Origin of the sequence: Devosia sp. Root436, assembly GCF_001426345.1 — a bacterium.
GTDB lineage: Bacteria > Pseudomonadota > Alphaproteobacteria > Rhizobiales > Devosiaceae > Devosia.
Genome location: NZ_LMEM01000012.1, coordinates 243,196 through 265,152, shown reverse-complemented (window position 1 = coordinate 265,152; position 21,957 = coordinate 243,196). Strand labels below are relative to the sequence as shown.

Below are 21,957 nucleotides of genomic sequence, written 5' to 3'. Positions count from 1 at the left end.
TGGCTTCTCTGCGGGCCTGGGCTTGAGTTCTTGCCTTCTCCCCTTGTGGGAGAAGGTGCCCGGAGGGCGGATGAGGGGGAATTGAGCGATCCGCCAGCACTGAAGCATGGGATGGCGCAGACCCCCTCACCCGCAATTTCCTCCGAACGAGGAAATTGCACCCTCTCCCACAAGGGGAGAGGGTAGGCCCGCGCGCCGCGGTGACGATCATCACCCCCGCGAATACCCACCATCACCACTTGTCATCGCCAGGTCGCAAATTCCCGATGCGTTGCGTGCCGTCACAGGCTAAGCATCAGCCATGTCCACGCTTGCCGCCCCCTATCGCTTTTCCGAGCAGTTCTGTGCCGGGGCCCGCGCCTGCGTGCCGGTCGCCATTTCGGTGGCGGCCTATGGGCTGGTCTGGGGCGTCCTGGCGCGCGGGGCGGGCCTCAGCCTCATCGAAGTGGTGATGATGAGCGGCCTGGTCTTTGCCGGCTCGGCGCAATTCGTGGCGCTCGACCTGTGGACCGCCACGCCATCGAGCCTGCCTATAGGGCCGCTGATCCTCGCCGCGCTCATCGTCAACCTGCGCTACCTGCTCCTGACGGCCACCTTGCGCCCGCTCTATCCCGAAAAGGGCCTGTGGCGCGGGGCGCTCAGCATGTATCTGGTGACCGACGAAAACTGGGCCATGACCGTGGCGGCCATGGCGCGGGGCGGCGGCAGTGTCGCCTTTCTCATGGGTGGAGGTGTCCTTGCCTGGATCAGCTGGATGAGCACCAATCTCATCGGCTATGGCCTGGGCTCGGCGATCGACGATCCGGCGCGCTGGGGGCTCGATTTCGCCTTCACCGCCACCTTCCTCGCTCTGCTGCTCGGCATGTGGAAGGGGCGGAGCGATCTCGTGCCCTGGCTGGTCGCGGCGCTGGCCGCCATCGTCACGGCGCAATTCGTCGAGGGCAGCTGGCACATCCTGGTCGGTGGCCTAGCGGGAAGCCTTGCCGGCGCCCTGGTGGAGGTTCGCAAGCATGCACACCACGCCTGAAGCCGTTATCGCCATTCTGGGCATGGCCCTGGTCACCATCGCCGTCAAGGCCAGCGGCTTGCTGCTGGCCGATCGCCTGCCGCGCGAAGGTTTTGCCGCCGCCTGGCTGCGCCATATTCCCGGCGCCGTGCTGGCCGCGCTGGTGGCCCCCGCTTTGATCACCGGCAGCCCGGCCGAAGCGGTTGCCGCCCTGGCAACGGGCGGCGTCTTCATCCTCACGCGAAACCTCTTCGCCGCAATGGCGGCCGGGGTCGCCATGGTCTACCTCATCCGGCTGCTCATCGCCGGATAATCGTCGCTCCCTGTTGCGGCAAGCGGTCAACTCGGCTAGGAACGCTGCCCGTGCCCCTCTGGCGGAATGGTAGACGCAGAGGACTCAAAATCCTCCGCCGCGAGGCGTGCCGGTTCGAGTCCGGCGGGGGGCACCAATAGCCTACTCCCTGGCGAAAGCTGAGAGCCGACTTGACCGAAACCGCAACCGTCGCCTCGATCCCCGCCGCCTGGCTCAGGCCGCTGCCGCAAGGCCATAAAATACCGTTCTGGCGCTGGATCGTCCTGCCCGCCACCACGCTCATGCTCAAGCGCAATGGCGGCGTGTGGATGAGCGGCACGCTCACCCTGGCGGAGGGCAATCTCCAGTTCACCCAGACGCGGCTGACCAAGTCGCGCAATCCGCCCGCCAGCTGGACCATCCCGCTCGCCGAGATTGCCGATATCGGCGTGGAAAAACGCATGGCGTCGGAGCGCATCGACATCGCTCATGCAAGCGGCCCCATCAAGCTGATGTCGGTCCGGTCGGAAGACTTCGTGGCCCAACTGCGGCAGGCGCTGCCGTCGTCATAAGCGGTCAAGAGCAGGTGGTGATCTGGCTTTCGCAGATATCGCTCGACCAGCCGCGCACCCGTTTGCCGGCATAGGTGCCGCCGATTTCGACCCAATCGCCGCGGCAGTCGTAAAGCCGGTCCACGGTGAGGAAATTCTCGCCGCCATCGCTGAAGTCCACGGCGACGGCTGCATCATCGGCTGGCCGGTCCAGCAGAGCCGGGCTTTCCACATAGAGCCCAAGCGCCTTGCCGGGTACCCAGCCCTCGCCGGAAAAGACCGTGACCGGATCCGCCTCGGCATAGAGGTTGGTCACGACCTCCTTGATGCGGAACCAGCCGTCCCTGGACCCGGTGATGCTGGCCGTTGGATAGGCCATGCCGTCGTAGCCTTCATAGGGCTGCGGCATGTCGGCAATGGCCGTGGCATTGGCGGACGGACCGTCGCGGATGACCTGGGCGGCCGGGCCTTCGGCCTCGATCCAGGCATTGAGGTCGCAGCTTTCGATCGCCGCCGTTTCGGCATCCTGGCCGCACGCCTGGATCAGAGCGGCTGCCGCGTCCAGTGCACCCTCCAGTGGATATTCCGCCGCGCCGTCCTCGACGAAAACACTGAGCATGCCTGGGGAACCGAGCAGGTCGATGAGCCTGGCATCGACCGCGACCTCGCCTTCCAGCAGGAACAGGTCGTCCATCTGCATCAAGGTACCGGTGGTCTGGATGGGCAGCGAGATATCGTCGGCCTCCAGCGTCACCTGCACCTGGACGCCGTCGACCGCCTCAATCGGGGCGAAGGCGAAGACGAAATTGGCCGCTTTGCTCCCCGCCTGACAGGACAGGGCGATCTCGACATGGTCCGATTGCGGAACGCCGTAGAACAGTGTGGTCATGCCGTCATATGCATTGCCGTGCCAGCCCGGATCGTCCTGGGCCATGGCGCCTGCGGAAAACATCAGGCCGGCGGCCAGCGCCGCAGCCCGGCATGGGAAATGTGTCATTGTGGACCTCCTCTGCTCGCCGCCGGTCCACTTCACCTCATGCAGCCTGCCCTGTCACCCCTTGAGAATGACAAAGCGCATGGCGTCGTCCTCGGTCGTGACCGTGCAATCATGCCCGTTTTGCTTGCAGAACAGGGGAATATCCACCTTGGCCATGGGATCCGTCGCCAGAACGACAAGGCTCGCGCCAGGCGGCAATGACGCCAGGCGCTTTTCCATCTTGAGGACGGGCAGCGGGCATTTGAGCCCGCGCGCATCGATGGTTTGGGGGTCAGTCGTCAAGGACGAGCACCCAGTGGACGCCATAGCTCGACGTGGGGCTATAGGCCATGGCCACGCCGGCCTTGCCCGCAGTCGCCTTGAGGCCGGCGGCATCGGCCGGACTGTTGCGCCAGCCCGAGAAAGTCTCGGCAAAGGTGGCGTAGCCAGCGCTGAGCTTCATCACCGTCAGCTCCTGCGGCGCGCGGGGCGGCGTGCCGGTCTGGGCATATTGGTTGGCCAGGGCCTGGGCCGTGCCGTCCAGCGCGGCATCGGGCGTCAGGGCCGGCAGGCCGTTGGTGGCGCGATAGGCATTGATGATCGCTATGGCCTGGGCGCGGTCGAGGCTGGCGCCGGGCTGGTCCATGCGGGCGGAAAGGCCCGGGGAGAGGGCAATGGCGGTGGTGCTGCCACCGCCCATGCTGCAGGCGGCGAGGGTGACGCCGGCCAGGGCGATGGCGAGGGGAAGGATGGCCGGCTTGAAATGGTGCAAAACGGTCATGAAAAAATCCTGGAACAAGAGTGGTCGTGGCCCGGTTAGGCGGCCAGCAAGGCCAAAAGATGGTTGCCGCCTTGATAGCGTATGCGCACTGCAATGAGCTTAACGCCCAAAGCGATTTGCCTTGCCTTCTTGTATGGCAGGCGACTAGAAGTGACACAGTTATTTTGCATCCCGATTTAAATCGGGAGCCCGCCAGCGAGCCTGCGCCCTTCATGAAGACTGCCGATCCCGAACTGATGCGGGCCATCAACCGCTTTCATGTGCTCGACACCATACGTCGGCACGGCTCGATTGCCCGTGTCGAGATTGGCGAACGCACCGACCTGTCGGCGACCACGGTTTCGGCCATCACCGCCTCGTTGCTCGATGACGGGCTGATCACGGTACGGCACGAGGGCGATATCCGCAGCCAGACCTTGCGCGGCCGGCCCCGCGTCATGCTGGCGCTCAACCCCCAGGCAGCCTGGGTGGTCGGGGCAAAGCTCGCCGCCAACCGCATCGTCTTCGTCGCCACCAATTTCCAGGGCGACGTGCTGGCCAGCCTGACGCTGCCGGTGCGTGTCGACCGCATCCCCACATCCGTTATCGCCGACCTGGTGGAAGACGGGGTGCGGCGCTGCGTGCGCGATGCGGGGCTGGGGCTCGACCAGATCAAGACCATTGCCCTCAGCCTGCCCGGCGTCATCGAGCATGGCACCGGCAAGGTGCTGGCCTCGAGCGTGCTTGCCGATCTCAATGTGTCGCTGCACCAGGCCATCGCCACGCGGCTGGGCATCGACACCATCATCGAGAGCGACGCCAATGCCATCACCATGGCGCAGCACTGGTTCGGGCAGGCGCGAAGCCATGACGATTTCGTGCTGGTCGCCGTCGAAGAAACGCTGGGGCTGGGCGTGATGCATGGCGGGCAGTTGTTCCGCGGTGCGCATGGGCTGAGCCTGACGCTGGGCGACATGATCATGGGCGCGGGCGGCGACAATGCGGTGCGGCTGGCCGACCTGGCCGGCGAAGGCGCGATCCTGTCGTCGCTGCAGGCCGATCCGCGGTTGAGCGAAGCGGTGCGGCTGGGGCAGGGCATGACGCAGGTCAAGGGCCTGCTCGAAGCCGGCGAGGAAGGCCTGCGCGATGCGGCGGCACGAGCCGGGGCCGCTTTGGGCATTGCCATCGCCAACCTGGTGGCGCTGTTCGCGCCGCCGCGCGTCATCCTCGTCGGTTCGACCCTGGCTTTGGGCGAGCATCTGCTGGCGCCGCTGCGCCAGGCCTTCGCCAATGCCATTCCAGCGCCGCTGACCACTTTGGCCGAGATCGTCATCGACGATTGCGGCGACGAATTGTGGGCCCGCGGCGCGGCTGCCGTGGCCCTGGGCGAACTCTATGGCTCGCCCTGGGGCACCACCGGCCCGGCGCGGCACGCCCAGTAGTTTATTCATCGCCGGATGCCGCTCGGCGCCGGCCGGTTTATCGCGTGAGGAGAATAGGATGCGCGAAGCACTGATCGTCTGGGGCGGCTGGAGCGGCCACGAGCCCGAGCAATGCGCCATGATCTACAAGAGCTGGCTCGAGGAAGACGGCTTCAGGGTCTATGTCGAGAACACGACCGAAGCCTTCGCCGATCCGTCCATCCGCGATCTCAGCCTCATCGTCCCGATCTTCACCATGAGCAAGATCGAGAAGGAAGAGGTCAACAACCTCACGGCCGCCGTGGAATCCGGCGTTGGCCTGGCCGGCCATCACGGCGGCATGGGCGATGCCTTCCGCGATGCGGTGGATTACCAGTTCATGGTCGGCGGCCAGTGGGTGGCCCATCCGGGCAATATCATCGACTACCGCGTCGACATTACCCGCAAGGACGATCCGGTCATGGCCGGGGTCAACGGCTTCGCCTATCGTTCCGAGCAATATTACATGCATGTCGACCCCTCCAACGAGGTGCTGGCCACCACCACCTTCAACGGCGATCACGCCAGCTGGATCGACGGCGTCACCATGCCGGTGGTGTGGAAGCGCAAGCACGGCGCTGGCCGGGTGTTCTACTCGGCGCTGGGGCATGTCTCGTCGGAATTCCAGGTCCCGGAAATGGCAACGATCCTGCGCCGCGGGATCAACTGGGCCGCGCGGTAGGGCCGTCCGGCCTGCTCGCGGCTCATGCCGCGTTGCAGACCAGCGCCCGCCCGCTCAAGGCTATGAGGTGCGCGACTTCGTTTCGGTGCGCGGCAAGAGGGCGCGTTGCTCGTGCAGCAGCCCGCTATCGCCGAAAATCGCCAGTTCGAGCGGGTTGGGCAGGTTCATCAGGTTCAGCTTGATCATCGCCAGGAGCGACTCGTCCGTCCGGCAGTCCTGGCGGACGCGCCGGGCAATGCCGGCCAGATGCGTGAGGCCGCTCAGGTTCGAGGCGGCATGGAGGTGGTCGGCAATCCTGCTGTAGTCACGTGGCCGGTGTTCAAAGTGTGCCAACAGGTCGATGGCATTGATCTTCTTGTACCCCATCTTGACGCTCCGATCGGGTTCGTTGCTCGCAGGTGGTGCGAGCGCCGGAACGATGATCGCCGAGTGGAACGCCCCCGAACAGTGGAAGAACTCCCATGCATTTTTCCGTTCGGCGCCATGGTCGGTCGGCGGCCGGCCGATTGCTGTATCGCGGTTCGGATGGGGGTGGGCGTTTGAGACAAGGTGCGGGATAGCCCGTTTCCGTCTTGTATCAAAAAGTGCCGCCGAGGCGCGGCGATGCCTCGGCGGTGATGGTGCTTAGTAGGTCTCTTCGATTTTCTCTCTAGCTGCTGTCGCAAGAAAGGCGGACCGGGTCAATCCCAATCTATCGGCGGCATCGTCGATGGCCTGAAGCAGGCCGGTGTCGAGGGATATGTTTGCGCGGGCGGGCTTACCGGAGTTGATGACGAGGGGCACTACTGCGAACAAAGCCGGACCCTCAGCAAATATTGCCAAGACATCCTCATCGTGCCGAAGTTCCTCAATAGTGCGTGGCTGCAAAAGCGCGCCACTGTCAGCCAAAACGTCCGCGCTCCATTCGGCAAGCGCGGCGCCGGCGGCCTTAATCGCCTCGTCCACGGTATCGCCCATCGCGGTGCAGCCTGGCGCATCGGGGAAACTCACCCCGTAGGCACCTGGTGCGCCGTCGACAATGGCAACGTATCTAGACATTCATTTCCCCTTAGCGGCCACATTCGGCCAATCAATCAATCCTGGTGGTGAGGGGCTGGTCTTTCACCAGCCCGCCGCCTTCGCTATCGACCTCGCCACACCGGGCGAAACTGATATGTGCCTTGGGACAATTATTGGCTTGTTCCCCGCCTTGGTGAACTTGTCGTGGTTGGCACCCCCCACATTCGTCCATCCCTCACGCTCCAAACGCGCGATAATCTTCTTCGCTCGGTCCTCGTGTTTCGATTTTACCTCCCTGTTGGTTGCTATGCGCATATATTTGCGCAAAACTTCGGAGGAAGTCAAGAAATTGCGCATTATCTTGCGCAAAATTCCGCTCTCGCTTTCTGCGAAACACGTTGGGCGCGCCGCTGGAGAATCTGTGAGGGTGGGAGGAGCGGCGTAGACTTTGCCAAACCTGAATTCTGGTGATCTCGACGGGATTCGAACCCATGACCCCCGGATTAGGAATCCGGTGCTCTATCCTGCTGAGCTACGAGACCACGGGGTCGTGGATAGCAAATGCGCCGGGGCAGCGAAACCCCGTTTGCAGTGCAAGGCCCTATTGATGAATGGCGCGCGCCGACTCATGCTGTGCCCGCCGGTTGATCAGCCGGTGAGTCGCCTGAGCCTTTGGCCTGGCGGCAGGACGAACCTTCCCGGAGATCATGATGAGCGATGAGGCCGTTGCTGATGCCAGCGCGGAAATGGATGCCGCGGCGCGGCCGTCGACCAGCCTGACCGAAAATCGGCCGCTGCTCGGCATCCTGCTGATCGTTGTCGCCACGCTGATGTTCGCCTCCAATGACGCCACCAACAAATATCTCATCGCCACCTATGATGTGCCCCTGGTCGCCGCCATTCGCTATATCGTGCATGCGCTGCTGATGCTGGCGGTGCTCGGGCCGAGCCGGGGGCGTGAGCTGGTCGTGGTCAGGCGGCGCGGCCTTGTTGCCGTGCGCTCGATCTGCCTGGTGATCGGGTCGCTGTTCGCCAGCCTTGCCCTGCAGCTCATGCCGATCGCCGAGACCACGTCCATCATCTACCTCTCGCCGATCCTGGTGGTGCTGCTGGCGCGGCCCGTGCTGGGCGAGCGGATCGGCCTGCTCGGCTGGCTGGCGGCCCTGGGCGGCTTTGCCGGCGTGGTGCTGATCGCGCGGCCGGGGGCCGGGCTCGATCCGGCGGGCGTGATCTTCGCCTTGTGCAATGTCGGGGCAACCGTGACGTATTACATGCTGTCGCGCGTGCTGGCGCGCAGCGAGCGGACGCTGGCTCTGCTGTTCTATTCGGCGCTGGCCGGAGCGATCTGCTTCGGGCTGGCCATGCCGTGGTACTGGTTCGGCGCCGTGCCGAGCCTGTTCGAGATGGCGCTGTTCCTCAGCCTCGGGCTGACGGCCGCCATCGGGCATTTCTGCTTTACCGCCGCCAACCGCTATGCCGAGGCGTCGCTGCTGGCGCCGATGAGCTACCTGCATCTGCTCTGGGCCGGCGCGCTGGGCTGGGTGGTCTTCGGCCAGCTGCCGGATGGGGTCGGCATGGCCGGCATGGTGGTGATCGGGCTGGCCGGCGTCGTGGCGGCCTTGCGGTCGCGCTTTGCCCGGCGATAGCCTTGTCCGATCACGCCTTCGCGAGCCTTCATGATTTTTTGCCGCAATTGCGTGCAAGGTGAATCGTCTGTTTCCGGGGCGCCCATTGTTCAAAGCCAGTCTCGTCCGTCTTGCTGCGCTTGCGGCCCTTTCTTCCGTGTCGGTCGCGGCTCTGGCCTGCGAACAGTTGCGCATGGAAAAGGGCGGCATGGTCACCGCGGTTACCGATGGCGATACGGTGATCCTGGACGATGGCCGGGTGGTGCGGATGATCGGCACGCAGGCGCCCAAGCTGCCGCTCGACCGCCCCGATTTCGTTGCCTGGCCGCTGGCCCCCGAGGCCAAGGCGGCCCTGGAAGCCATTGCGCTCGGCAAGCCGGTGCGGCTGGGCTTTGGCGGGGAGAGGGTGGATCGCTATGGGCGGGTCTTGGCCCATGTCTTTGTCGATGGGCCCGAAGGCGAAGTCTGGGCGCAGCAGGCGATGGTCGGGCTGGGGCTGGCGCGGGTCTATTCCTTTCCCGATAACCGCGCCTGTCTCGATCTGTTGTTCGCGGCAGAGGGTCGCGCAAGGCTGGGCAGGCTTGGCATCTGGGCCGATCCCTATTACAGCACTCGTGCGGCGGACCGGCCCGGCGATATCCTCGCGCGGGCAGGCCAATATGAACTTGTCGAAGGCAGAATTCTGCTCGCCGAGAAAACCGGCGGGCGGGTCTATCTCAATTTTGGCCGGTTCTGGAAGGAAGACTTTACCGCCGTGATCGAAGCGCCGGCTCTGCGGCTGTTTGCCAAAACCGGCATCGATCCGCTGGCGTTCGAAAATGCGCTGGTGCGCATCCGTGGATGGGTGGACGACCGGGATGGTCCGCGCATCGAGGTAACCCATCCCGAGCAGATCGAGGTTCTGGCGACACGATGACGGGATTGGGGCATATCTGGGGGGGATTGCGACCTGCATTGCGCATGGGCCTGGTGGCCGTGTCGCTGCTGGCGCTGGGCGCCTGCACCAGTTTGGGGCCCAATATCGCCGTCAGCAAGACGGGTGACAATCCGGCCCCAACGGTAGTGCCCGAAGGCACCGATCCCGAAGACGTGGTTATCGGTCGCCGCGAGCATCCGCGCATCATCGCCGCCTATGGCGGGGTCTATTCCGACCGCCCTGCCGAGATCATGGTGGCGCGCATCGTCGGGCGCCTGCTGGCTGCCGCCAACCAGCCCAATGCGCAGTTCCAGGTCACCATCCTCGACAGCTCCGAGGTCAATGCCTTCGCGCTGCCGGGCGGCTATATCTACGTGACGCGCGGCATCCTGGCACTGGCCAGCGATACCAGCGAGCTGGCCGCGGTGCTGGCGCATGAAATCGCCCATGTGACCCTGCGCCATGCCCGTGCCCGCACCGATCGCACCCGCACATCCGAGATCGTCGATCGCGTCATCACCAGCGTTTTCGGCGGCGATACCTCGACAGATGCCACCGCCAACCGCACCCGCGAATCCATGGCCGCGTTCAGCCAGAACCAGGAACTGGAAGCGGACAAGGAAGGCATCAAGTTCGCCGGCAAGGCGGGCTATGATCCGCAGGCGGCGGCGCGGTTCCTGGGCGTCATGAGCCGCTTTGCCAGCTTCTCGGCTGGCGACAATGGCGGGGAAGGGTTCCTGTCCTCCCATCCCTCGACCCCCGCCCGCATCCAGAAGGCGCTCGATACGGCCACGACCATGTTCGGCCAGTCCCAGTTGGGCGAGACCGACCGGGATGGCTACCTGGCCTCGATTGCCGGGCTGACCTTTGGCGACAGCCCGGCGCAGGGCTCTATTGTCGGGCGCCGCTTCATCCATACCGCCTCCAAATTCGCCTTCACCGTGCCCGAGGGCTATACGCTGCAGAATTCGCAGAGCGCGGTGGTGGGTGTGGCCGGCGATGGCGAGGCCGTGCGCTTCGACAGTGCCGATGTGCAGGCCAATGTGCCGCTGGCCGATTACCTGCGCTCGGGCTGGATTGCCGGGCTCAAGGCCGACAGCGTCACTACGCAGAGCTACAATGGCATCGAGATGGCTTCGGGCCTGGCCCAGACCGATCAGTGGTTCTTCCGCGTCTCGGTGATGCGGCTCGATGGCCAGGTCTATCGCTTCATCTTCGCCGCCAAGGCCGACAGCGCCCGCTTCGCTGCCGGCGCCGAGGCGACGCTCAAGAGCTTCCGCCGCACCGAGGCGGCCGATCTCGACCAGGTGCGCAAGGTGGCGGTGCGGGTGGTGACGGCAAAATCCGGCGACAGCGCCGATTCGCTGGCCCGCCAGATGGCCGGGCTCAATCGCGGCAGTGAGCTGTTCTATATCATCAACGACCTCTATCCCGGCGATCCGGTGGTCGCGGGCGAGAAATACAAGGTCGTGGTGCTGCAGTAGCGGTCAGTCGAGCTTGGCGCTCTGGCTGGCGAAGACTTCGGCGGCGCTGCCGGTGCCGATACCCATCAGGTTCACCAGGGAATTGCCGAAGGCGGCGAAGCTGCCGATGGCGGCAACGGCAATCAATGCGGCGATGAGGCCGTATTCGATGGCGGTGGCGCCAACCTCGTCATCGACGAATCTTCTGATCGTCTCAGCCAACATGTTTTTGCCCCGCTAGAGCAGGTCGCATAAAGCGGCGACCAGTGGTTCGTCGGCCGGAGGCATGGGATAGTCGCGCAGCTTCTGCGGGCGGACCCATTTGAGGGCTGAATGTTCCCGCGCCTGGGGTTCACCCTGCCACTTCCGGCAGGCGTAAAGTGGCATCAACAGGTGAAAATTATCGTAAGAGTGACTTGCGAAGGATACCGGAGCCAGGCACGCCGTCTTGGTGGAAATACCGAGTTCTTCCTCGAGCTCGCGGATCAGTGCCGCCTCGGGGCTTTCGCCTGCCTCCACCTTGCCGCCGGGAAATTCCCAAAGTCCCGCCAGTGACTTACCTTGGGGGCGCTGGGCGATTAGCACGCGCCGGTCGGCATCGATCAGGGCGCAGGCGACGACGAGCAGCAGCTTGAACCCGCTCATGCCTGCCTCCGGACGCGATAGGTGTAGTCGTAGAGGTGCCGGTAGCCGAGGCTGGCATAGAGCGCCTGGCCGGCCAGGTTGTCCGCCTGCACGTTGAGGGCGGCGATGGTGGCGCCATTTGTCCTGGCCCAGGCCAGCCCGGTCCGCATCATGGCGGCGCCCAGCCCCTGGCGGCGGCGCGTCCGGTCGGCGATGACATTGCCTGTCATGACGATGCCATCGGCAATCGCCATCAGCCCCGAGGCCACGGCCAGGCCATCGCGATAGATCACGATGCCGCAAGCGGGAACCGCCATGACCGCGAGCAGGGCCCGCATGCGGGCCATCAGCGCATCGCCGTGTCCCTGCAGCGCCTGTTGGGCGGCGAGGAATTGCGGGTCGAGCAGGGCGGTGACCCGCCCTTCCGTATCGGGCTCATGCGCGGCCAGAGGCATGGCATAGAGATAGCTGCGGTCGATGGTCGCCCAGCCTTCGGCGTCCAGCACCGCATTGAGGCTGGCGCTGGCCAGCGGGGTGGTGCGCACCACGGGCGGAATACCGCGCGCCTCGAACCAGGCGACGCCTGCCGCCAGCCGGGCGCCGGCATCGTCGCCGTCATCGGGGTCGAAGCATTGCAGGGAATTGGCGCGCTTGGTGTAGCCGCCAGCGGCACGGCGCACCCATTGGCCATCCCACTCCACCTCGATTCCCGGCCAGGCCTTGAGGCCCGCACGTTCGAGGGCCAGCGTATCGGGAAGACCCATGTCAGCTCCGATAGTCGCCATTAATGGTGATGTAGCCATGCGTCAGGTCGCAGGTATAGACGGTGGCGCGGCCGTCCCCGAGCCCCAGGCTCACCGTCAGCTCCAGGTCCTCGCCCTTCATATAGGCAGAGGTGGCCGCTTCGTCATAGACCGGGGCGCGCTCGCCGTCCTTGGCGACCAGCAGGTCGCCGAAGCGGATGGCCAGCCTGTCGCGGTCGGCGGGTTCGCCGGCCTTGCCCACGGCCATCACCACGCGGCCCCAATTGGCGTCCTCACCGGCAATGGCGGTCTTGACCAGTGGACTATCGGCGATCGACTTGGCAATGCGGAAGGCCGAGGCGTCGGAGGTGGCGCCCTCGACATGGATGGACACCTGCTTGGTGGCGCCTTCGCCGTCACGCACCACCTGGATGGCCAGGTCGAACAGCACGTCGCGCAACGCTTCGCCGAAGGTTTCGGCGCGCGGATCGTCAATGCTCTGGATGGGCTCCACCCCGGCCTTGCCGGTGGCGAAGGCCAGCAGCGTGTCCGATGTGGATGTGTCGCTATCCACGGTAATGGCGTTGAAACTGGTCTGCACATGGCGCGCCAGCAAAGCCTGCAGCACCGGCGCCGATATCGGCATGTCGGTCACCACGAAGCTCAGCATGGTGGCCATGTCGGGCGCGATCATGCCCGAGCCCTTGGCGATGCCGTTGATCCTGACTTCCACCCCGTCGATGTCGAGCACGGCGCCACTGAGCTTGGGGAAAGTGTCTGTCGTCATGATGGCTTTGGCCGGGTCCATCCATGGCGCATCGCCCATCTTGCCGGCCATGGCGTCCAGCACGCCGGCAAATTTGCCCGCGTCGAGCGGCTCGCCGATGACGCCGGTCGAGGCGAGGAATATTTCCGAAGGTTTGCAGCCCAAGGCCTTGGCCGCATAGTCGGCGGTCAGGGCAACACTCTGCTTGCCCTTGGCGCCGGTAAAGGCATTGGCATTGCCCGAATTGACCACCAGCCCGCGTGCTACCCCGCCCGGCAGGTTGGCCTTGCACCAGTCCACCGCGGCCGACGAGCATTTGGATTTGGTCAGCACACCCGCCGCCGTCGTGCCCTCGTCAAAGGCCATCAGCAGCACATCGGTTCGCCCCTTGTACTTGATGCCGGCCTCGGCGGTGGCAAAGCGCACCCCCGATATGGCGGGCAGGTCGGGATAGGATTTGGGAGCGAGCGGGGAAACCGGGTGAGCAGCCATGGCAAAGTCCTCAAGCGAAGTCGCAAGGGTGTGCCCGAAACATGCAGCATTCGCAAGACGGTGCCGATTGGCTGGCCACGGAGTCCCCTTCTCCCCTTGAGGGAGAAGGTGCCCGAAGGGCGGATGAGGGGTATCGATCTATCCATGAGCACTGAAGCATGGGCGAGCGCAGCACCCCTCACCCGGATTTCTGCTGAACGCAGCAATCCACCCTCTCCCTCAAGGGGAGAGGGGTAGCCCCATTCATCAAGCCATCGCCTTCTTCCCGGCGATAAAAGCGCCGAAATGCCTGCCGATGAACGGCACGACCAGCAGGACGATGGTGCTTGCCATGACAGGCACCAGCACAAGGCTGCGCTGCCACATTTCCCAGCCCATGGTCAGGGGCATCAGGACATAGAGATAGAGCGTCACGATGGGATAGACCGCCAGGGTCATCACCAGCGCCATGCGCAGCTTGGAGGCGAGGGAGGGTTGCATTTGCTGCTCCTATTGAAACGATACGTTTCGTTATGTAACGGAACGGCACGTTTCGTTCAAGTCCTTTGCTTCGGAATCTTTTTGACCCATATTGAGCTCCATGAGCGAGCTTGCCCCTGACGACATCGACGATCGCCGCCGGTCCATCGGCGCGCGCCGCAATCCGGAAACCGAACAGGCAATCCTGGAGGCTGCCGAAGCCATCGTGGCCGAGGAGGGGATAGCCGGCTTTTCCATCGAGGCGGTGGCCAAGCGCGCCCGCGCCGGCAAGCCGACCATATACAAGTGGTGGCCGGGCAAGACGGCCCTGCTGCTCGATGTCTATCACCGGCACAAGCCGGCTTCGGTGCATACCGATACCGGCAGCGTCGAGGGCGATATTTTCGCCTTCCTCACCGGCGTTTTCGCCCATTGGGGCGATACCGGCGCGGGCCAGGTGTTCCGCTTCGTCATTGCCGAAGCGCAGCGCGACGAAACCGCTGCGGCTTCGCTGGCCGACTATTCCGCCGAACGGCGCATCCAGAGCGGCGCGATTTTCCAGCGTGGCATCGTCAGAGGGGAACTGGCCGAGGATATCGATGTCGGACTATGCGCCGACATGCTGGCCGGCTTCATCTGGCAGCGCCTGCTGACCGGCCGCATCGAGCGCGACCCGGTCCAGTTGCGGCAGGTGGCCAGGCAGATGGTGCGGGGGCTTCTGGCCTCTCCCTCTGGGGGAGAGGTCGGCGCGTAGCGCCGGGTGAGGGGGCCTTCCTCCTCACCGCGTCAAGTAAAGGCCCCCTCACCCGACCAAGAGGGTCGACCTCTCCCCCAAAGGGAGAGGTGAAGAAGAGGGTGAACCGCTCGGGCCCTACTGCGCTGCCGGTTCTGCGCCCACTTCCGTCTCGGTCTGCGCATCCACCGCGGCCTTGAGGTCGGCGTCGGGGATGTCGATCTGCACGCCATCCATCAGCTTGGCCACCGTGTCGTCGAAGGTGGTCATCAGCAATTGCTGCTGCAGCTGGCTGGCGACCTGCTCGAAGGCCGGCGGGGTCGACTGGCGCTTTTCTTCCAGCTTGATGATGTGCCAGCCGAACTGGGACTGCACCGGCGCCGAAATCTGGCCGATATCGGTCAGCGCGAAGGCGGCGGTTTCAAACGGCGCAACCATCATGCCCTTGCCGAAAAAGCCCAGGTCGCCGCCATTGGCCGCGCCGGGATCGATCGACTTTTCCTTGGCGATAGCGGCGAAATCGGCACCGCCATCGAGCTCGGCCTTGATCGCATTGGCCTCTTCCTCCGATGCCACCAGGATATGGCTGGCGCGGATTTCATCGGCGGGCACGAAGTCGGCGACGAACTTGTCATAGTCTGCGCGCACGGCCTCCTCGGTCACCGCATTGGCGATGGTCTCGGCGAAGAAGGCGCGGCGCAGGGAGCGCTCTTCGAGATATTTGAGGCGCTGCTGGAACAGGGGCGTCTCGGCCATGCCGGCGTCGCGCCCGGCCTGGGCCATCACCTTCATGTCGATCAGCACGCGCACGAGGAACGGCTTTCGCTGTTCGGGAGGCATCTGCTGCAGTTCCTGGGTCAGGTCCTCGGCGGCAAAGCTCAGGTCGGCCTCGGTGATCGCCTCGCCGCCGACGGTGGCCACCACCGTATCGGGCGAAACTGGCGCAGCGGCGGCGGCAGGCGCCTCAGCCGCGGGCGCCGCATCCTGCGCCAAGGCCGGGGCCAGGGCGCCGGCGGCCAGCATGAGCGCAAGGACGCTCGCGGTGCGGGCGAGGCGCGAAAGGGAAAAATTCATCGGATAGATCTCCTTGGCCGGCGCTTCCAAATGCTCGCGTCTGGCTCGTTGTGGTCGGCAATAGCACGCCCCGGTCGGCCCGGAACGCTGTTTCCGGCCTGCCGTCACACGTCAACCGGGCCAAAATGTGCCGCGCCGCGCCTTGTGAGCAACCAATCGCCGAAAATCCCGTTTCTGCCGGGGTTTCCGGCGGGGGCAGGCAGGTGTCGCCCATTTCGGCGGCGTTGACAATAGAGGGGCCCGCTCTTACATCTGCCCCGCTTTTTCCGCCGTATGGCGGGATGACAGAAATTCAAAAGCCGGAAAGGCTTTCTCATCGCGTCGACGTGGCCGCCCGGTCCAATTCCGCCCCTCCCCCGCCGCACGCCGATGAGTCATAAAAGGACCTGACATATGGCACTTGCCTCGCTCGCCCGGCGGATATTCGGGTCTCCGTCCGACCGCCACGTCAAGCGGTTCCAGGGCAAGGTCAGCGCCATCAACGCGCTCGAAGCCCAGATGGAAAAGCTCAGCGACGATGAGCTGCGCGCCCGCACCGCCGATTTCAAGGCACAACTCGAAAAGGGTGCCGATCTCGACGATTTGATCGTGCCGGCCTTTGCCACGGTACGCGAGGCGTCCAGGCGCGTGCTCGGCATGCGCCATTTCGACGTGCAGCTCATCGGCGGCATGGTGCTCAACGACCGCTCCATCGCCGAGATGCGGACCGGTGAAGGCAAGACGCTGGTGGCGACCCTTGCCGTCTATCTCAATGCCCTGACCGGCAAGGGCGTGCATGTCGTTACCGTCAACGACTACCTGGCCCGCCGCGACGCCGCCTGGATGGGCCAGATCTACAATTTTCTTGGGCTGAGCTATGGCATCATCGTGCATGGCCTCACCGATGCCGAGCGCAAGGCGGCCTATGCCGCCGACATCACCTACGGCACCAATAACGAATTCGGCTTCGACTATCTGCGCGACAACATGAAATATACGCGCGCCCAGATGGTGCAGCGCGGCCATGCCTTCGCCATTGTCGACGAAGTGGATTCCATCCTCATCGACGAGGCGCGCACGCCGCTGATCATCTCCGGCCCGTCCGATGACCGCTCCAGCCTCTACACCACTATCGACGCGCTGATGCCGATGATCGGGGAGGGCGACTTCGATCTCGACGAAAAGCAGCGCGCCGCCACCTTCACCGACCAGGGCATCGAAAAGCTCGAAGCCAAACTGACCGAAGACGGCCTGCTCAAGACCGGCTCGCTCTATGACGTGGAAAACGTTGCGCTGGTGCATCACGCCAATTCGGCCCTGCGGGCGCACAAGCTGTTCCGCAAGGACAAGGACTATATCGTCCGCAATGACGAAGTGGTCATCATCGACGAGTTTTCCGGCCGCATGATGCCGGGCCGCCGCTATTCGGAAGGCCTGCACCAGGCGCTGGAAGCCAAGGAACACGTCAAGATCCAGCCGGAAAACCAGACGCTGGCGTCGATCACCTTCCAGAATTATTTCCGCCTCTACAAGAAGCTGGCCGGCATGACCGGCACGGCGGCGACCGAGGCCGAGGAATTCGCCGACATCTACAAGCTCGACGTGGTCACCGTGCCGACCAACGTGCCGGTGGCGCGCGTCGATGATGAAGACGCCATCTATCGCACCGCCGCCGAGAAGTTCGACGCCATTGCCGACCTGATCAAGGATTGCCAGGAGCGCGGCCAGCCCGTGTTGGTCGGCACGACCTCGATCGAAAAGTCGGAAATGCTGGCCGAGCTGCTGCGCAAGAAGAATGTCGGCAGCATGAATGTGCTCAATGCCCGCCACCACGAGCAGGAAGCCTTCATCGTCGCCGATGCCGGGCTGCCGGGCGCCATCACCATCGCCACCAACATGGCGGGCCGCGGCACCGACATCCAGCTCGGCGGCAATCTCGAAATGCGCATCCAGCGCGAGACCGAAGGTCTCGAAGGGGAAGCGCGCGAGGCCAAGATCGCCGAGATCAAGCAGACCATCGCCGCCGACAAGGCCAAGGCGCTGGCGGCTGGCGGCCTCATGGTCATCGGCACCGAGCGCCACGAATCCCGCCGCATCGACAACCAGCTGCGTGGCCGTTCCGGCCGCCAGGGCGATCCGGGCCACTCAGCCTTCTTCCTCAGCCTCCAGGATGACCTGATGCGCATCTTCCCGGTGGACAGTATGGATTCCATGCTGGGCAAGCTGGGGCTGGAACAGGGCGAGTCCATCACCCATCCCTGGGTCACCAAGGCCATCGAGCGGGCGCAGGGCAAGGTCGAGGCGCGCAATTTCGATATCCGCAAGAACATCCTCAAATACGACGACGTGATGAACGATCAGCGCAAGGTGATCTTCGAGCAGCGCATCGAAATGATGGATGCCGAGGATGTCAGCGAGACCGTCATCGACATGCGCCATGACGTGGTCGACAATATCGTCAGCAAGGCCATCCCGCCGCGCTCCTATCCCGAGCAGTGGAATACCGAGCAGCTGGCCGCCGCTGCGCGGACCTATCTCAATATCGACGTGCCGGTGGCCGAATGGGCGGCCGAGGAAGGCATCGATGCCGAGATCGTCACCGAGCGGCTGATCGCCGCCGCCGATGCCCAGGCCGCCGCCAAGGAAGAGCGTACCGTCGCCAATATGGCCGCCGCCGGCTCGCCCAATCCCGCCATCATGCGCCAGGTGGAAAAGTCCATCCTGCTGCAGTCGATCGACGGGCTGTGGCGCGAGCATCTGGTGACGCTCGACCACCTCTCCAAGGTAGTGGGCTGGCGCGGCATCGCCCAGCGCGATCCGCTGACCGAGTACAAGCAGGAAGCCTATGAGCTGTTCCAGGGTCTCCTGGCGAACCTCCGCGAACTGGTGACGACCCAGCTCAGCCATGTCGAGCTGCAGCCGCGCCCCGTGGCCCCGCCGACGCCCGACCTCACCCGCATCCGCGAGACCCATATCGATCCGCTGACCGGCGAGAACGATGCCGATAGCGGCGACACCATCGCCGATTCGCTGGGTGCCACCGGCAACGATCCCTCGCTCAAGCCGATCGATCCCAAGCTCCTGGTCGGCGTCTCCCGCAACGCCCTATGCCCCTGCGGTTCAGGCAAGAAGTTCAAGCACTGCCACGGTGCGTTCTAGAAAAAAGGCCCGGAGCGATCCGGGCCTTTTTGTTGGTGGCACGCCCTCGTGGTTCGAGGCGCTGAAGAAGCGCACCTCACCATGAGGTCTACTGGAACACCGCATCAGGAGTAGCCCTCATGGTGAGGTGCGAGCTCTTCGCGAGCCTCGAACCACGAGGGCGTGCCACCATGCTCAGCACGTCACCTTGATTTCCGCGAAGCCGCTGATGCTGCCGCCCTCGCCGGGCACTACGCCGATCATGCAGGCGCTGTTGGGCAAGGCGATGTTGCCGCCCTGGGCGATCACGGTGCCGTCCGCCAGCGTGATGAAGCCATCGTCCACCCCGCCGATCTCGACTACCGCGCCGGTGCCGCAGACCGGGTAGCGGTCGCCCGCAGCCACCATGAAGCGCGTTCCTGTCGGCAGGCAGTCGCCGCCCGCTGCGTCGGCGGGGGCGGCCACAGCCGGCAGCGACGGCAGGCTTGCGGCAGGCGCCGGGGCAGCGCGCCAGCTTTCTTCCAGGATAGAGAGGCGATTGGCGAGGTCGGAAAGGCTGGCGCTGTCGGTGCCCGATGGGGTGCCCTGCTGGCGGCCGAACAGTTCCAGGCTGACGCGCAATTGCGCGATATCGGTGGAGAGCCGCACGATGTCGCGCTGGGTTTGGCTATAGACAAAGGCGCTGGCGCCCAGCGCGGCGATGCCCACCAGCCCGACCACGGCGCTCAGCATGGTGGCAAGCGGCAGGCGCCGGCGGGCAGGGGGCAGGTCGTCCCGCTTCTCGCCCTGAACATCGACCGATGCTGGCTCTTCCAAAACGACGTCTCCATTGCTGGCTTTGCCGCGTCCAGATCCGCGCAGATTGCGGCCCAGATATGGTGCAGGGCAATGGCAATTGCATCGCCCTGCCAATGACCGGGATTGATCCTACCGCGGCAGGCGGGGCATCGGCCTGGGGGCCGGCTTGCCCGAGATCACCGGCACGACATCGGCATCCTTGCCGCCGAACATGTTGCCGATGCCGCTGAAGAAGCCGCCTATGGCCTCGCCCCGCGCCTTGGCGGCGGCTTCCCCGGCGGCCTGCCGCTCGGCTTCCGCCGCCAGCCGCGCCGCCTTTTGCGCTTCGCTTTCCACCGCGGCGGCAAAGGCGATGTCGTCGGCCTGCTGCTGCCGGGTCAGCGCCGCATTCTGGGTCACGGCGGGGCAGGGGCCCATCGGGTTGAGCGCGCCGCCACCGGCGGCGTTGAAGATATACTGGCGTTCGCAGACGTCCCAGGTCGGCGGCGTCTTGGTCAGCTCGAACAGGTCGTAGCCTTCCTTGATGTCCTTCCAGAAGCTCAGATGCTGGCTGGAGGCCTGCTGGGCCAGCTTGGCGGCAGTCATCCTGAACGGGAAGATTTGCAGCTGGAAGCTCTGGTTGCCGCCCTTGAAGGTCTCGCGGGCCAGCGCGTAAATCTCGGCAATGCCCTCGTCGGTCATGGCGTAGCAGCCGCGCGACGAGCAATCGCCATGCACCATCAGGTCGCTGCCGGTGCGGCCCCAGACGCGGTCGAACTTGTTGGGAAAGCCGGTATTGAAGGCCAGGTAATAGTTGGAGCGCGGATTCATCAGGCCGGGCGTGATCGTATAGAAGCCCTCCGGGCTCTGGCGGTCGCCTTCCTTGATCTTGGGGCCGAGATCGCCGGAAAAGGCGCAGATCTCGTAGGTCTTGAACAGCTTGAAGGCGCCGGCATTGGTGCGCTTCCACACTTCGAGGGTCTTTTCCTCCTTGAAGATGCGGATGACCATGGCCTGGCCAGGGGACGAGCCCATATTGCGCAGACCGGCCTGGGTCATGCTCGACAGCGGCTGGTTGTGCCGGTTGTCGTTGCTCTTGGGCAGGAAGCCGCCACAGGCGACGAGCCCGAAGGCGACCCAGAGCAGGATCAGCGCCGCGGAAATTTTGCGAAACATAATGGCGGTCAAGGTCGGCGGCCCGAATGGACGAAAGGAAGCTGCGACCCATAGGGGCCGGTGGTTACCGCAGCATGAGTTTTGCTGGTGAACGAAGCGTTAGCACGGCGCGAAATCGGCGGGAAGCGGGGCAATATCACGCAAGCGTGTGGATGATTACCCTCGGACCTGAACGCAGTGATCTGGTCGTCGCTAAAGCGCGCTGCCGATCGCCAGGAACTTCTCGCGCCGGTGTTCGCGCGTTTCCAGCCGTCCCCTGCCCTCGAAATCGGCGAGGAACTTGGCAATGGCCCCGCGGGTCGAATCCATGATCGCCTCGTGGTGGCGATGGGCGCCGCCGGCCGGCTCGGGGATGATGCCGTCGATGACGCCGAAGCCGAGCAGATCCTGCGCGGTGATCTTCTGGGCCGTCGCCATGTCCTGCGCCTTGGCGGCGTCGCGGAACAGGATCGAGGCGCCCGCTTCGGGCGAAATCACCGAATAGATGGCGTTTTCCAGCATCAGCACACGGTTGGCCACGGCGATGGCGATGGCGCCGCCCGAGCCACCTTCGCCGATGACGATGGCGATATTGGGCACGCCCAGTTCGAGGCATTTCTCGGTCGAGCGGGCAATGGCCTCGGCCTGGCCGCGCTCCTCGGCGCCGATGCCGGGATAGGCGCCGGCCGTGTCGACGAAAGAGATCAGCGGAATGTTGAAGCGGTCGGCCATGTCCATGATGCGAACGGCCTTGCGATAGCCCTCGGGGCTGGCCATGCCGAAATTATGCTTGAGGCGGGTTTCGGTGGAACTGCCCTTTTCCTGGCCCAGTATGGCAACGGACTGGCCGTTGAAGCGGCCGAAGCCGGCCTGCAAGGCCGCGTCCTCGCGATATTTCCGGTCCCCGGCCAGCGGCGTCCATTCGGTGATGAGCTTGCCGACATAGTCGGAAAAATGCGGGCGCTGCGGGTGGCGCGCCACCTGCGTCTTCTGCCAGGGCGTGAGCTTCTTGTAGATTTCGACCAGCGCCTCGTCGGCGCGGCTCGACAGCCGGTTGACCTCCTCGTCGATGCTCACGGCCTGGTCGGTAGCGGCCATGGCCTTGAGCTCGGCGATCTTGCCCTCAAGATCGGCAACCGGCTTTTCGAAATCGAGATAAGACTGCATCAACCTGCCCGTTCGGGGTCTGTCCGTGGACCCTGTATTATGGGCCGCTGCTCTTGCGCCCTAAAGTGGCCGGAAAGTGGCGGTGGCGCAATGGCAAGTCAAGGCTTCTGGGTTGCGAGG

At 64.7% G+C, this 21,957-nt stretch carries 25 protein-coding genes and 2 tRNA genes; 11 read left to right on the top strand and 16 right to left on the bottom strand.

Features of this window, described 5'->3' with window-relative positions; genetic code table 11:
- Nucleotides 1-301 precede the first annotated feature (301 nt).
- From ASD04_RS14275 to ASD04_RS14260, 4 genes are all read left to right on the top strand, one after another.
- Nucleotides 302-1,027, top strand: a complete 726-nt coding sequence (locus ASD04_RS14275) for an AzlC family ABC transporter permease (protein WP_056258215.1) — start codon at nt 302-304, stop codon at nt 1,025-1,027.
- A complete protein-coding gene (locus tag ASD04_RS14270; RefSeq protein WP_056258212.1) occupies nt 1,011-1,319 on the top strand; it encodes an AzlD domain-containing protein in 309 nt (102 codons plus the stop codon). Before ASD04_RS14275 ends, ASD04_RS14270 begins: the two co-directional genes overlap by 17 nt.
- A gap of 52 nt (nt 1,320-1,371) precedes the next feature.
- Nucleotides 1,372-1,455 (top strand) — tRNA-Leu (locus ASD04_RS14265).
- A gap of 34 nt (nt 1,456-1,489) precedes the next feature.
- Complete coding sequence (locus tag ASD04_RS14260; RefSeq protein WP_056258209.1) at nt 1,490-1,870, top strand: hypothetical protein; 381 nt, start codon at nt 1,490-1,492, stop codon at nt 1,868-1,870.
- A gap of 4 nt (nt 1,871-1,874) precedes the next feature.
- On the opposite strand, the gene ASD04_RS14255 is transcribed toward ASD04_RS14260, so the two are convergent.
- Genes ASD04_RS14255 through ASD04_RS14245 form a run of 3 tightly spaced genes read right to left on the bottom strand, consistent with a single transcriptional unit; the run spans nt 1,875 to nt 3,606 of the window.
- A complete protein-coding gene (locus ASD04_RS14255) occupies nt 1,875-2,846 on the bottom strand; it encodes a hypothetical protein (RefSeq protein ID WP_056258205.1) in 972 nt (323 codons plus the stop codon).
- Nucleotides 2,847-2,900: 54 nt separating this feature from the next.
- Complete coding sequence (locus ASD04_RS14250; protein WP_244488328.1) at nt 2,901-3,128, bottom strand: sulfurtransferase TusA family protein; 228 nt, start codon at nt 3,126-3,128, stop codon at nt 2,901-2,903.
- Nucleotides 3,118-3,606, bottom strand: coding sequence for a CAP domain-containing protein (locus ASD04_RS14245; RefSeq protein ID WP_156461259.1), 489 nt, complete (start codon nt 3,604-3,606; stop codon nt 3,118-3,120). The genes ASD04_RS14250 and ASD04_RS14245 overlap by 11 nt, the downstream gene beginning before the upstream one ends.
- Before the next feature lie 212 nt (nt 3,607-3,818).
- Here ASD04_RS14245 and ASD04_RS14240 point away from each other — a divergent pair, with 212 nt between their 5' ends.
- On the top strand, nt 3,819-5,027 hold the full coding sequence (locus ASD04_RS14240; protein WP_056258194.1) for an ROK family transcriptional regulator: 1,209 nt from the start codon (nt 3,819-3,821) through the stop codon (nt 5,025-5,027).
- A 58-nt stretch (nt 5,028-5,085) separates the two neighbouring features.
- Nucleotides 5,086-5,727 (top strand): ThuA domain-containing protein, encoded by a 642-nt coding sequence (locus tag ASD04_RS14235; RefSeq protein WP_056258191.1) that lies wholly within the window; start codon nt 5,086-5,088, stop codon nt 5,725-5,727.
- Between the two features lie 60 nt (nt 5,728-5,787).
- On the opposite strand, the gene ASD04_RS14230 is transcribed toward ASD04_RS14235, so the two are convergent.
- The 4 genes from ASD04_RS14230 to ASD04_RS14215 all read right to left on the bottom strand — a co-directional run bounded on the left by ASD04_RS14230 (nt 5,788) and on the right by ASD04_RS14215 (nt 7,268).
- Complete coding sequence (locus tag ASD04_RS14230; protein WP_056258189.1) at nt 5,788-6,093, bottom strand: hypothetical protein; 306 nt, start codon at nt 6,091-6,093, stop codon at nt 5,788-5,790.
- A gap of 258 nt (nt 6,094-6,351) precedes the next feature.
- The gene (locus tag ASD04_RS14225; RefSeq protein WP_056258186.1) at nt 6,352-6,765 is read right to left on the bottom strand and encodes a type II toxin-antitoxin system HicB family antitoxin; all 414 of its coding nucleotides are present in this window, start codon (nt 6,763-6,765) and stop codon (nt 6,352-6,354) included.
- Between the two features lie 63 nt (nt 6,766-6,828).
- On the bottom strand, nt 6,829-7,041 hold the full coding sequence (locus ASD04_RS14220; protein ID WP_082531253.1) for a type II toxin-antitoxin system HicA family toxin: 213 nt from the start codon (nt 7,039-7,041) through the stop codon (nt 6,829-6,831).
- A 150-nt stretch (nt 7,042-7,191) separates the two neighbouring features.
- A tRNA-Arg gene (locus tag ASD04_RS14215) sits at nt 7,192-7,268 on the bottom strand.
- 168 nt (nt 7,269-7,436) lie between these two features.
- Between ASD04_RS14215 and ASD04_RS14210 the strand changes: the two genes are divergently transcribed.
- From ASD04_RS14210 to ASD04_RS14200, 3 genes are all read left to right on the top strand, one after another.
- The gene (locus ASD04_RS14210; protein ID WP_200940271.1) at nt 7,437-8,372 is read left to right on the top strand and encodes a DMT family transporter; all 936 of its coding nucleotides are present in this window, start codon (nt 7,437-7,439) and stop codon (nt 8,370-8,372) included.
- An 85-nt stretch (nt 8,373-8,457) separates the two neighbouring features.
- Complete coding sequence (locus ASD04_RS14205) at nt 8,458-9,267, top strand: thermonuclease family protein (RefSeq protein WP_156461258.1); 810 nt, start codon at nt 8,458-8,460, stop codon at nt 9,265-9,267.
- Between the two features lie 44 nt (nt 9,268-9,311).
- A complete protein-coding gene (locus ASD04_RS14200) occupies nt 9,312-10,751 on the top strand; it encodes a M48 family metalloprotease (RefSeq protein ID WP_056258177.1) in 1,440 nt (479 codons plus the stop codon).
- A 3-nt stretch (nt 10,752-10,754) separates the two neighbouring features.
- Here ASD04_RS14200 and ASD04_RS14195 read toward each other — a convergent pair whose 3' ends face one another.
- The 5 genes from ASD04_RS14195 to ASD04_RS14175 form a co-directional block, all read right to left on the bottom strand.
- Nucleotides 10,755-10,955 (bottom strand): Flp family type IVb pilin, encoded by a 201-nt coding sequence (locus ASD04_RS14195; RefSeq protein ID WP_056258175.1) that lies wholly within the window; start codon nt 10,953-10,955, stop codon nt 10,755-10,757.
- 12 nt (nt 10,956-10,967) lie between these two features.
- Nucleotides 10,968-11,375 (bottom strand): (deoxy)nucleoside triphosphate pyrophosphohydrolase, encoded by a 408-nt coding sequence (locus tag ASD04_RS14190; protein ID WP_056258172.1) that lies wholly within the window; start codon nt 11,373-11,375, stop codon nt 10,968-10,970.
- Nucleotides 11,372-12,118 (bottom strand): GNAT family N-acetyltransferase, encoded by a 747-nt coding sequence (locus tag ASD04_RS14185; RefSeq protein WP_056258169.1) that lies wholly within the window; start codon nt 12,116-12,118, stop codon nt 11,372-11,374. Before ASD04_RS14185 ends, ASD04_RS14190 begins: the two co-directional genes overlap by 4 nt.
- A 1-nt stretch (nt 12,119) precedes the next feature.
- Entirely contained in the window at nt 12,120-13,355 is a 1,236-nt protein-coding gene (gene argJ / locus ASD04_RS14180) for a bifunctional glutamate N-acetyltransferase/amino-acid acetyltransferase ArgJ (RefSeq protein WP_056258166.1), read from the bottom strand.
- A 246-nt stretch (nt 13,356-13,601) separates the two neighbouring features.
- The gene (locus ASD04_RS14175; protein ID WP_056258164.1) at nt 13,602-13,835 is read right to left on the bottom strand and encodes a hypothetical protein; all 234 of its coding nucleotides are present in this window, start codon (nt 13,833-13,835) and stop codon (nt 13,602-13,604) included.
- 100 nt (nt 13,836-13,935) lie between these two features.
- On the opposite strand from ASD04_RS14175, the gene ASD04_RS14170 reads away from it, so the two are divergent.
- Nucleotides 13,936-14,568 (top strand): TetR/AcrR family transcriptional regulator C-terminal ligand-binding domain-containing protein, encoded by a 633-nt coding sequence (locus tag ASD04_RS14170; protein WP_056258161.1) that lies wholly within the window; start codon nt 13,936-13,938, stop codon nt 14,566-14,568.
- A 117-nt stretch (nt 14,569-14,685) separates the two neighbouring features.
- On the opposite strand, the gene ASD04_RS14165 is transcribed toward ASD04_RS14170, so the two are convergent.
- Nucleotides 14,686-15,621, bottom strand: a complete 936-nt coding sequence (locus tag ASD04_RS14165) for a peptidylprolyl isomerase (protein WP_244488327.1) — start codon at nt 15,619-15,621, stop codon at nt 14,686-14,688.
- Nucleotides 15,622-16,014: 393 nt separating this feature from the next.
- On the opposite strand from ASD04_RS14165, the gene secA reads away from it, so the two are divergent.
- Nucleotides 16,015-18,759 carry a preprotein translocase subunit SecA gene (secA, locus tag ASD04_RS14160; protein ID WP_056258159.1) on the top strand — a complete coding sequence of 915 codons (2,745 nt, stop codon included), beginning with the start codon at nt 16,015-16,017 and terminating at the stop codon, nt 18,757-18,759.
- A 174-nt stretch (nt 18,760-18,933) separates the two neighbouring features.
- Here the strand turns inward: secA and ASD04_RS14155 are convergent, their stop codons facing one another.
- The 3 genes from ASD04_RS14155 to ASD04_RS14145 form a co-directional block, all read right to left on the bottom strand.
- Nucleotides 18,934-19,554, bottom strand: coding sequence for a hypothetical protein (locus tag ASD04_RS14155; RefSeq protein ID WP_056258153.1), 621 nt, complete (start codon nt 19,552-19,554; stop codon nt 18,934-18,936).
- 111 nt (nt 19,555-19,665) lie between these two features.
- The gene (locus ASD04_RS20035) at nt 19,666-20,691 is read right to left on the bottom strand and encodes a murein L,D-transpeptidase family protein (protein WP_200940270.1); all 1,026 of its coding nucleotides are present in this window, start codon (nt 20,689-20,691) and stop codon (nt 19,666-19,668) included.
- 192 nt (nt 20,692-20,883) lie between these two features.
- A complete protein-coding gene (locus tag ASD04_RS14145) occupies nt 20,884-21,837 on the bottom strand; it encodes an acetyl-CoA carboxylase carboxyltransferase subunit alpha (protein WP_056258150.1) in 954 nt (317 codons plus the stop codon).
- Between the last annotated feature and the right edge of the window lie 120 nt (nt 21,838-21,957).

What these genes read in the sequence shown, in the direction of transcription:
- ASD04_RS14275 (WP_056258215.1), top strand. Translation starts at nt 302, where the DNA reads ATGTCCACGCTTGCCGCCCCCTATCGCTTTTCCGAGCAGTTCTGTGCC.
- ASD04_RS14270 (WP_056258212.1), top strand. Translation starts at nt 1,011, where the DNA reads ATGCACACCACGCCTGAAGCCGTTATCGCCATTCTGGGCATGGCCCTG.
- ASD04_RS14255 (WP_056258205.1), bottom strand. Translation starts at nt 2,846, where the DNA reads ATGACACATTTCCCATGCCGGGCTGCGGCGCTGGCCGCCGGCCTGATG.
- ASD04_RS14245 (WP_156461259.1), bottom strand. Translation starts at nt 3,606, where the DNA reads ATGACCGTTTTGCACCATTTCAAGCCGGCCATCCTTCCCCTCGCCATC.
- ASD04_RS14240 (WP_056258194.1), top strand. Translation starts at nt 3,819, where the DNA reads ATGAAGACTGCCGATCCCGAACTGATGCGGGCCATCAACCGCTTTCAT.
- ASD04_RS14235 (WP_056258191.1), top strand. Translation starts at nt 5,086, where the DNA reads ATGCGCGAAGCACTGATCGTCTGGGGCGGCTGGAGCGGCCACGAGCCC.
- ASD04_RS14230 (WP_056258189.1), bottom strand. Translation starts at nt 6,093, where the DNA reads ATGGGGTACAAGAAGATCAATGCCATCGACCTGTTGGCACACTTTGAA.
- ASD04_RS14225 (WP_056258186.1), bottom strand. Translation starts at nt 6,765, where the DNA reads ATGTCTAGATACGTTGCCATTGTCGACGGCGCACCAGGTGCCTACGGG.
- ASD04_RS14220 (WP_082531253.1), bottom strand. Translation starts at nt 7,041, where the DNA reads ATGCGCATAGCAACCAACAGGGAGGTAAAATCGAAACACGAGGACCGA.
- ASD04_RS14210 (WP_200940271.1), top strand. Translation starts at nt 7,437, where the DNA reads ATGAGCGATGAGGCCGTTGCTGATGCCAGCGCGGAAATGGATGCCGCG.
- ASD04_RS14200 (WP_056258177.1), top strand. Translation starts at nt 9,312, where the DNA reads ATGGGCCTGGTGGCCGTGTCGCTGCTGGCGCTGGGCGCCTGCACCAGT.
- ASD04_RS14195 (WP_056258175.1), bottom strand. Translation starts at nt 10,955, where the DNA reads ATGTTGGCTGAGACGATCAGAAGATTCGTCGATGACGAGGTTGGCGCC.
- ASD04_RS14190 (WP_056258172.1), bottom strand. Translation starts at nt 11,375, where the DNA reads ATGAGCGGGTTCAAGCTGCTGCTCGTCGTCGCCTGCGCCCTGATCGAT.
- ASD04_RS14185 (WP_056258169.1), bottom strand. Translation starts at nt 12,118, where the DNA reads ATGGGTCTTCCCGATACGCTGGCCCTCGAACGTGCGGGCCTCAAGGCC.
- argJ (WP_056258166.1), bottom strand. Translation starts at nt 13,355, where the DNA reads ATGGCTGCTCACCCGGTTTCCCCGCTCGCTCCCAAATCCTATCCCGAC.
- ASD04_RS14175 (WP_056258164.1), bottom strand. Translation starts at nt 13,835, where the DNA reads ATGCAACCCTCCCTCGCCTCCAAGCTGCGCATGGCGCTGGTGATGACC.
- ASD04_RS14170 (WP_056258161.1), top strand. Translation starts at nt 13,936, where the DNA reads ATGAGCGAGCTTGCCCCTGACGACATCGACGATCGCCGCCGGTCCATC.
- ASD04_RS14165 (WP_244488327.1), bottom strand. Translation starts at nt 15,621, where the DNA reads ATGAATTTTTCCCTTTCGCGCCTCGCCCGCACCGCGAGCGTCCTTGCG.
- secA (WP_056258159.1), top strand. Translation starts at nt 16,015, where the DNA reads ATGGCACTTGCCTCGCTCGCCCGGCGGATATTCGGGTCTCCGTCCGAC.
- ASD04_RS20035 (WP_200940270.1), bottom strand. Translation starts at nt 20,691, where the DNA reads ATGTTTCGCAAAATTTCCGCGGCGCTGATCCTGCTCTGGGTCGCCTTC.
- ASD04_RS14145 (WP_056258150.1), bottom strand. Translation starts at nt 21,837, where the DNA reads ATGCAGTCTTATCTCGATTTCGAAAAGCCGGTTGCCGATCTTGAGGGC.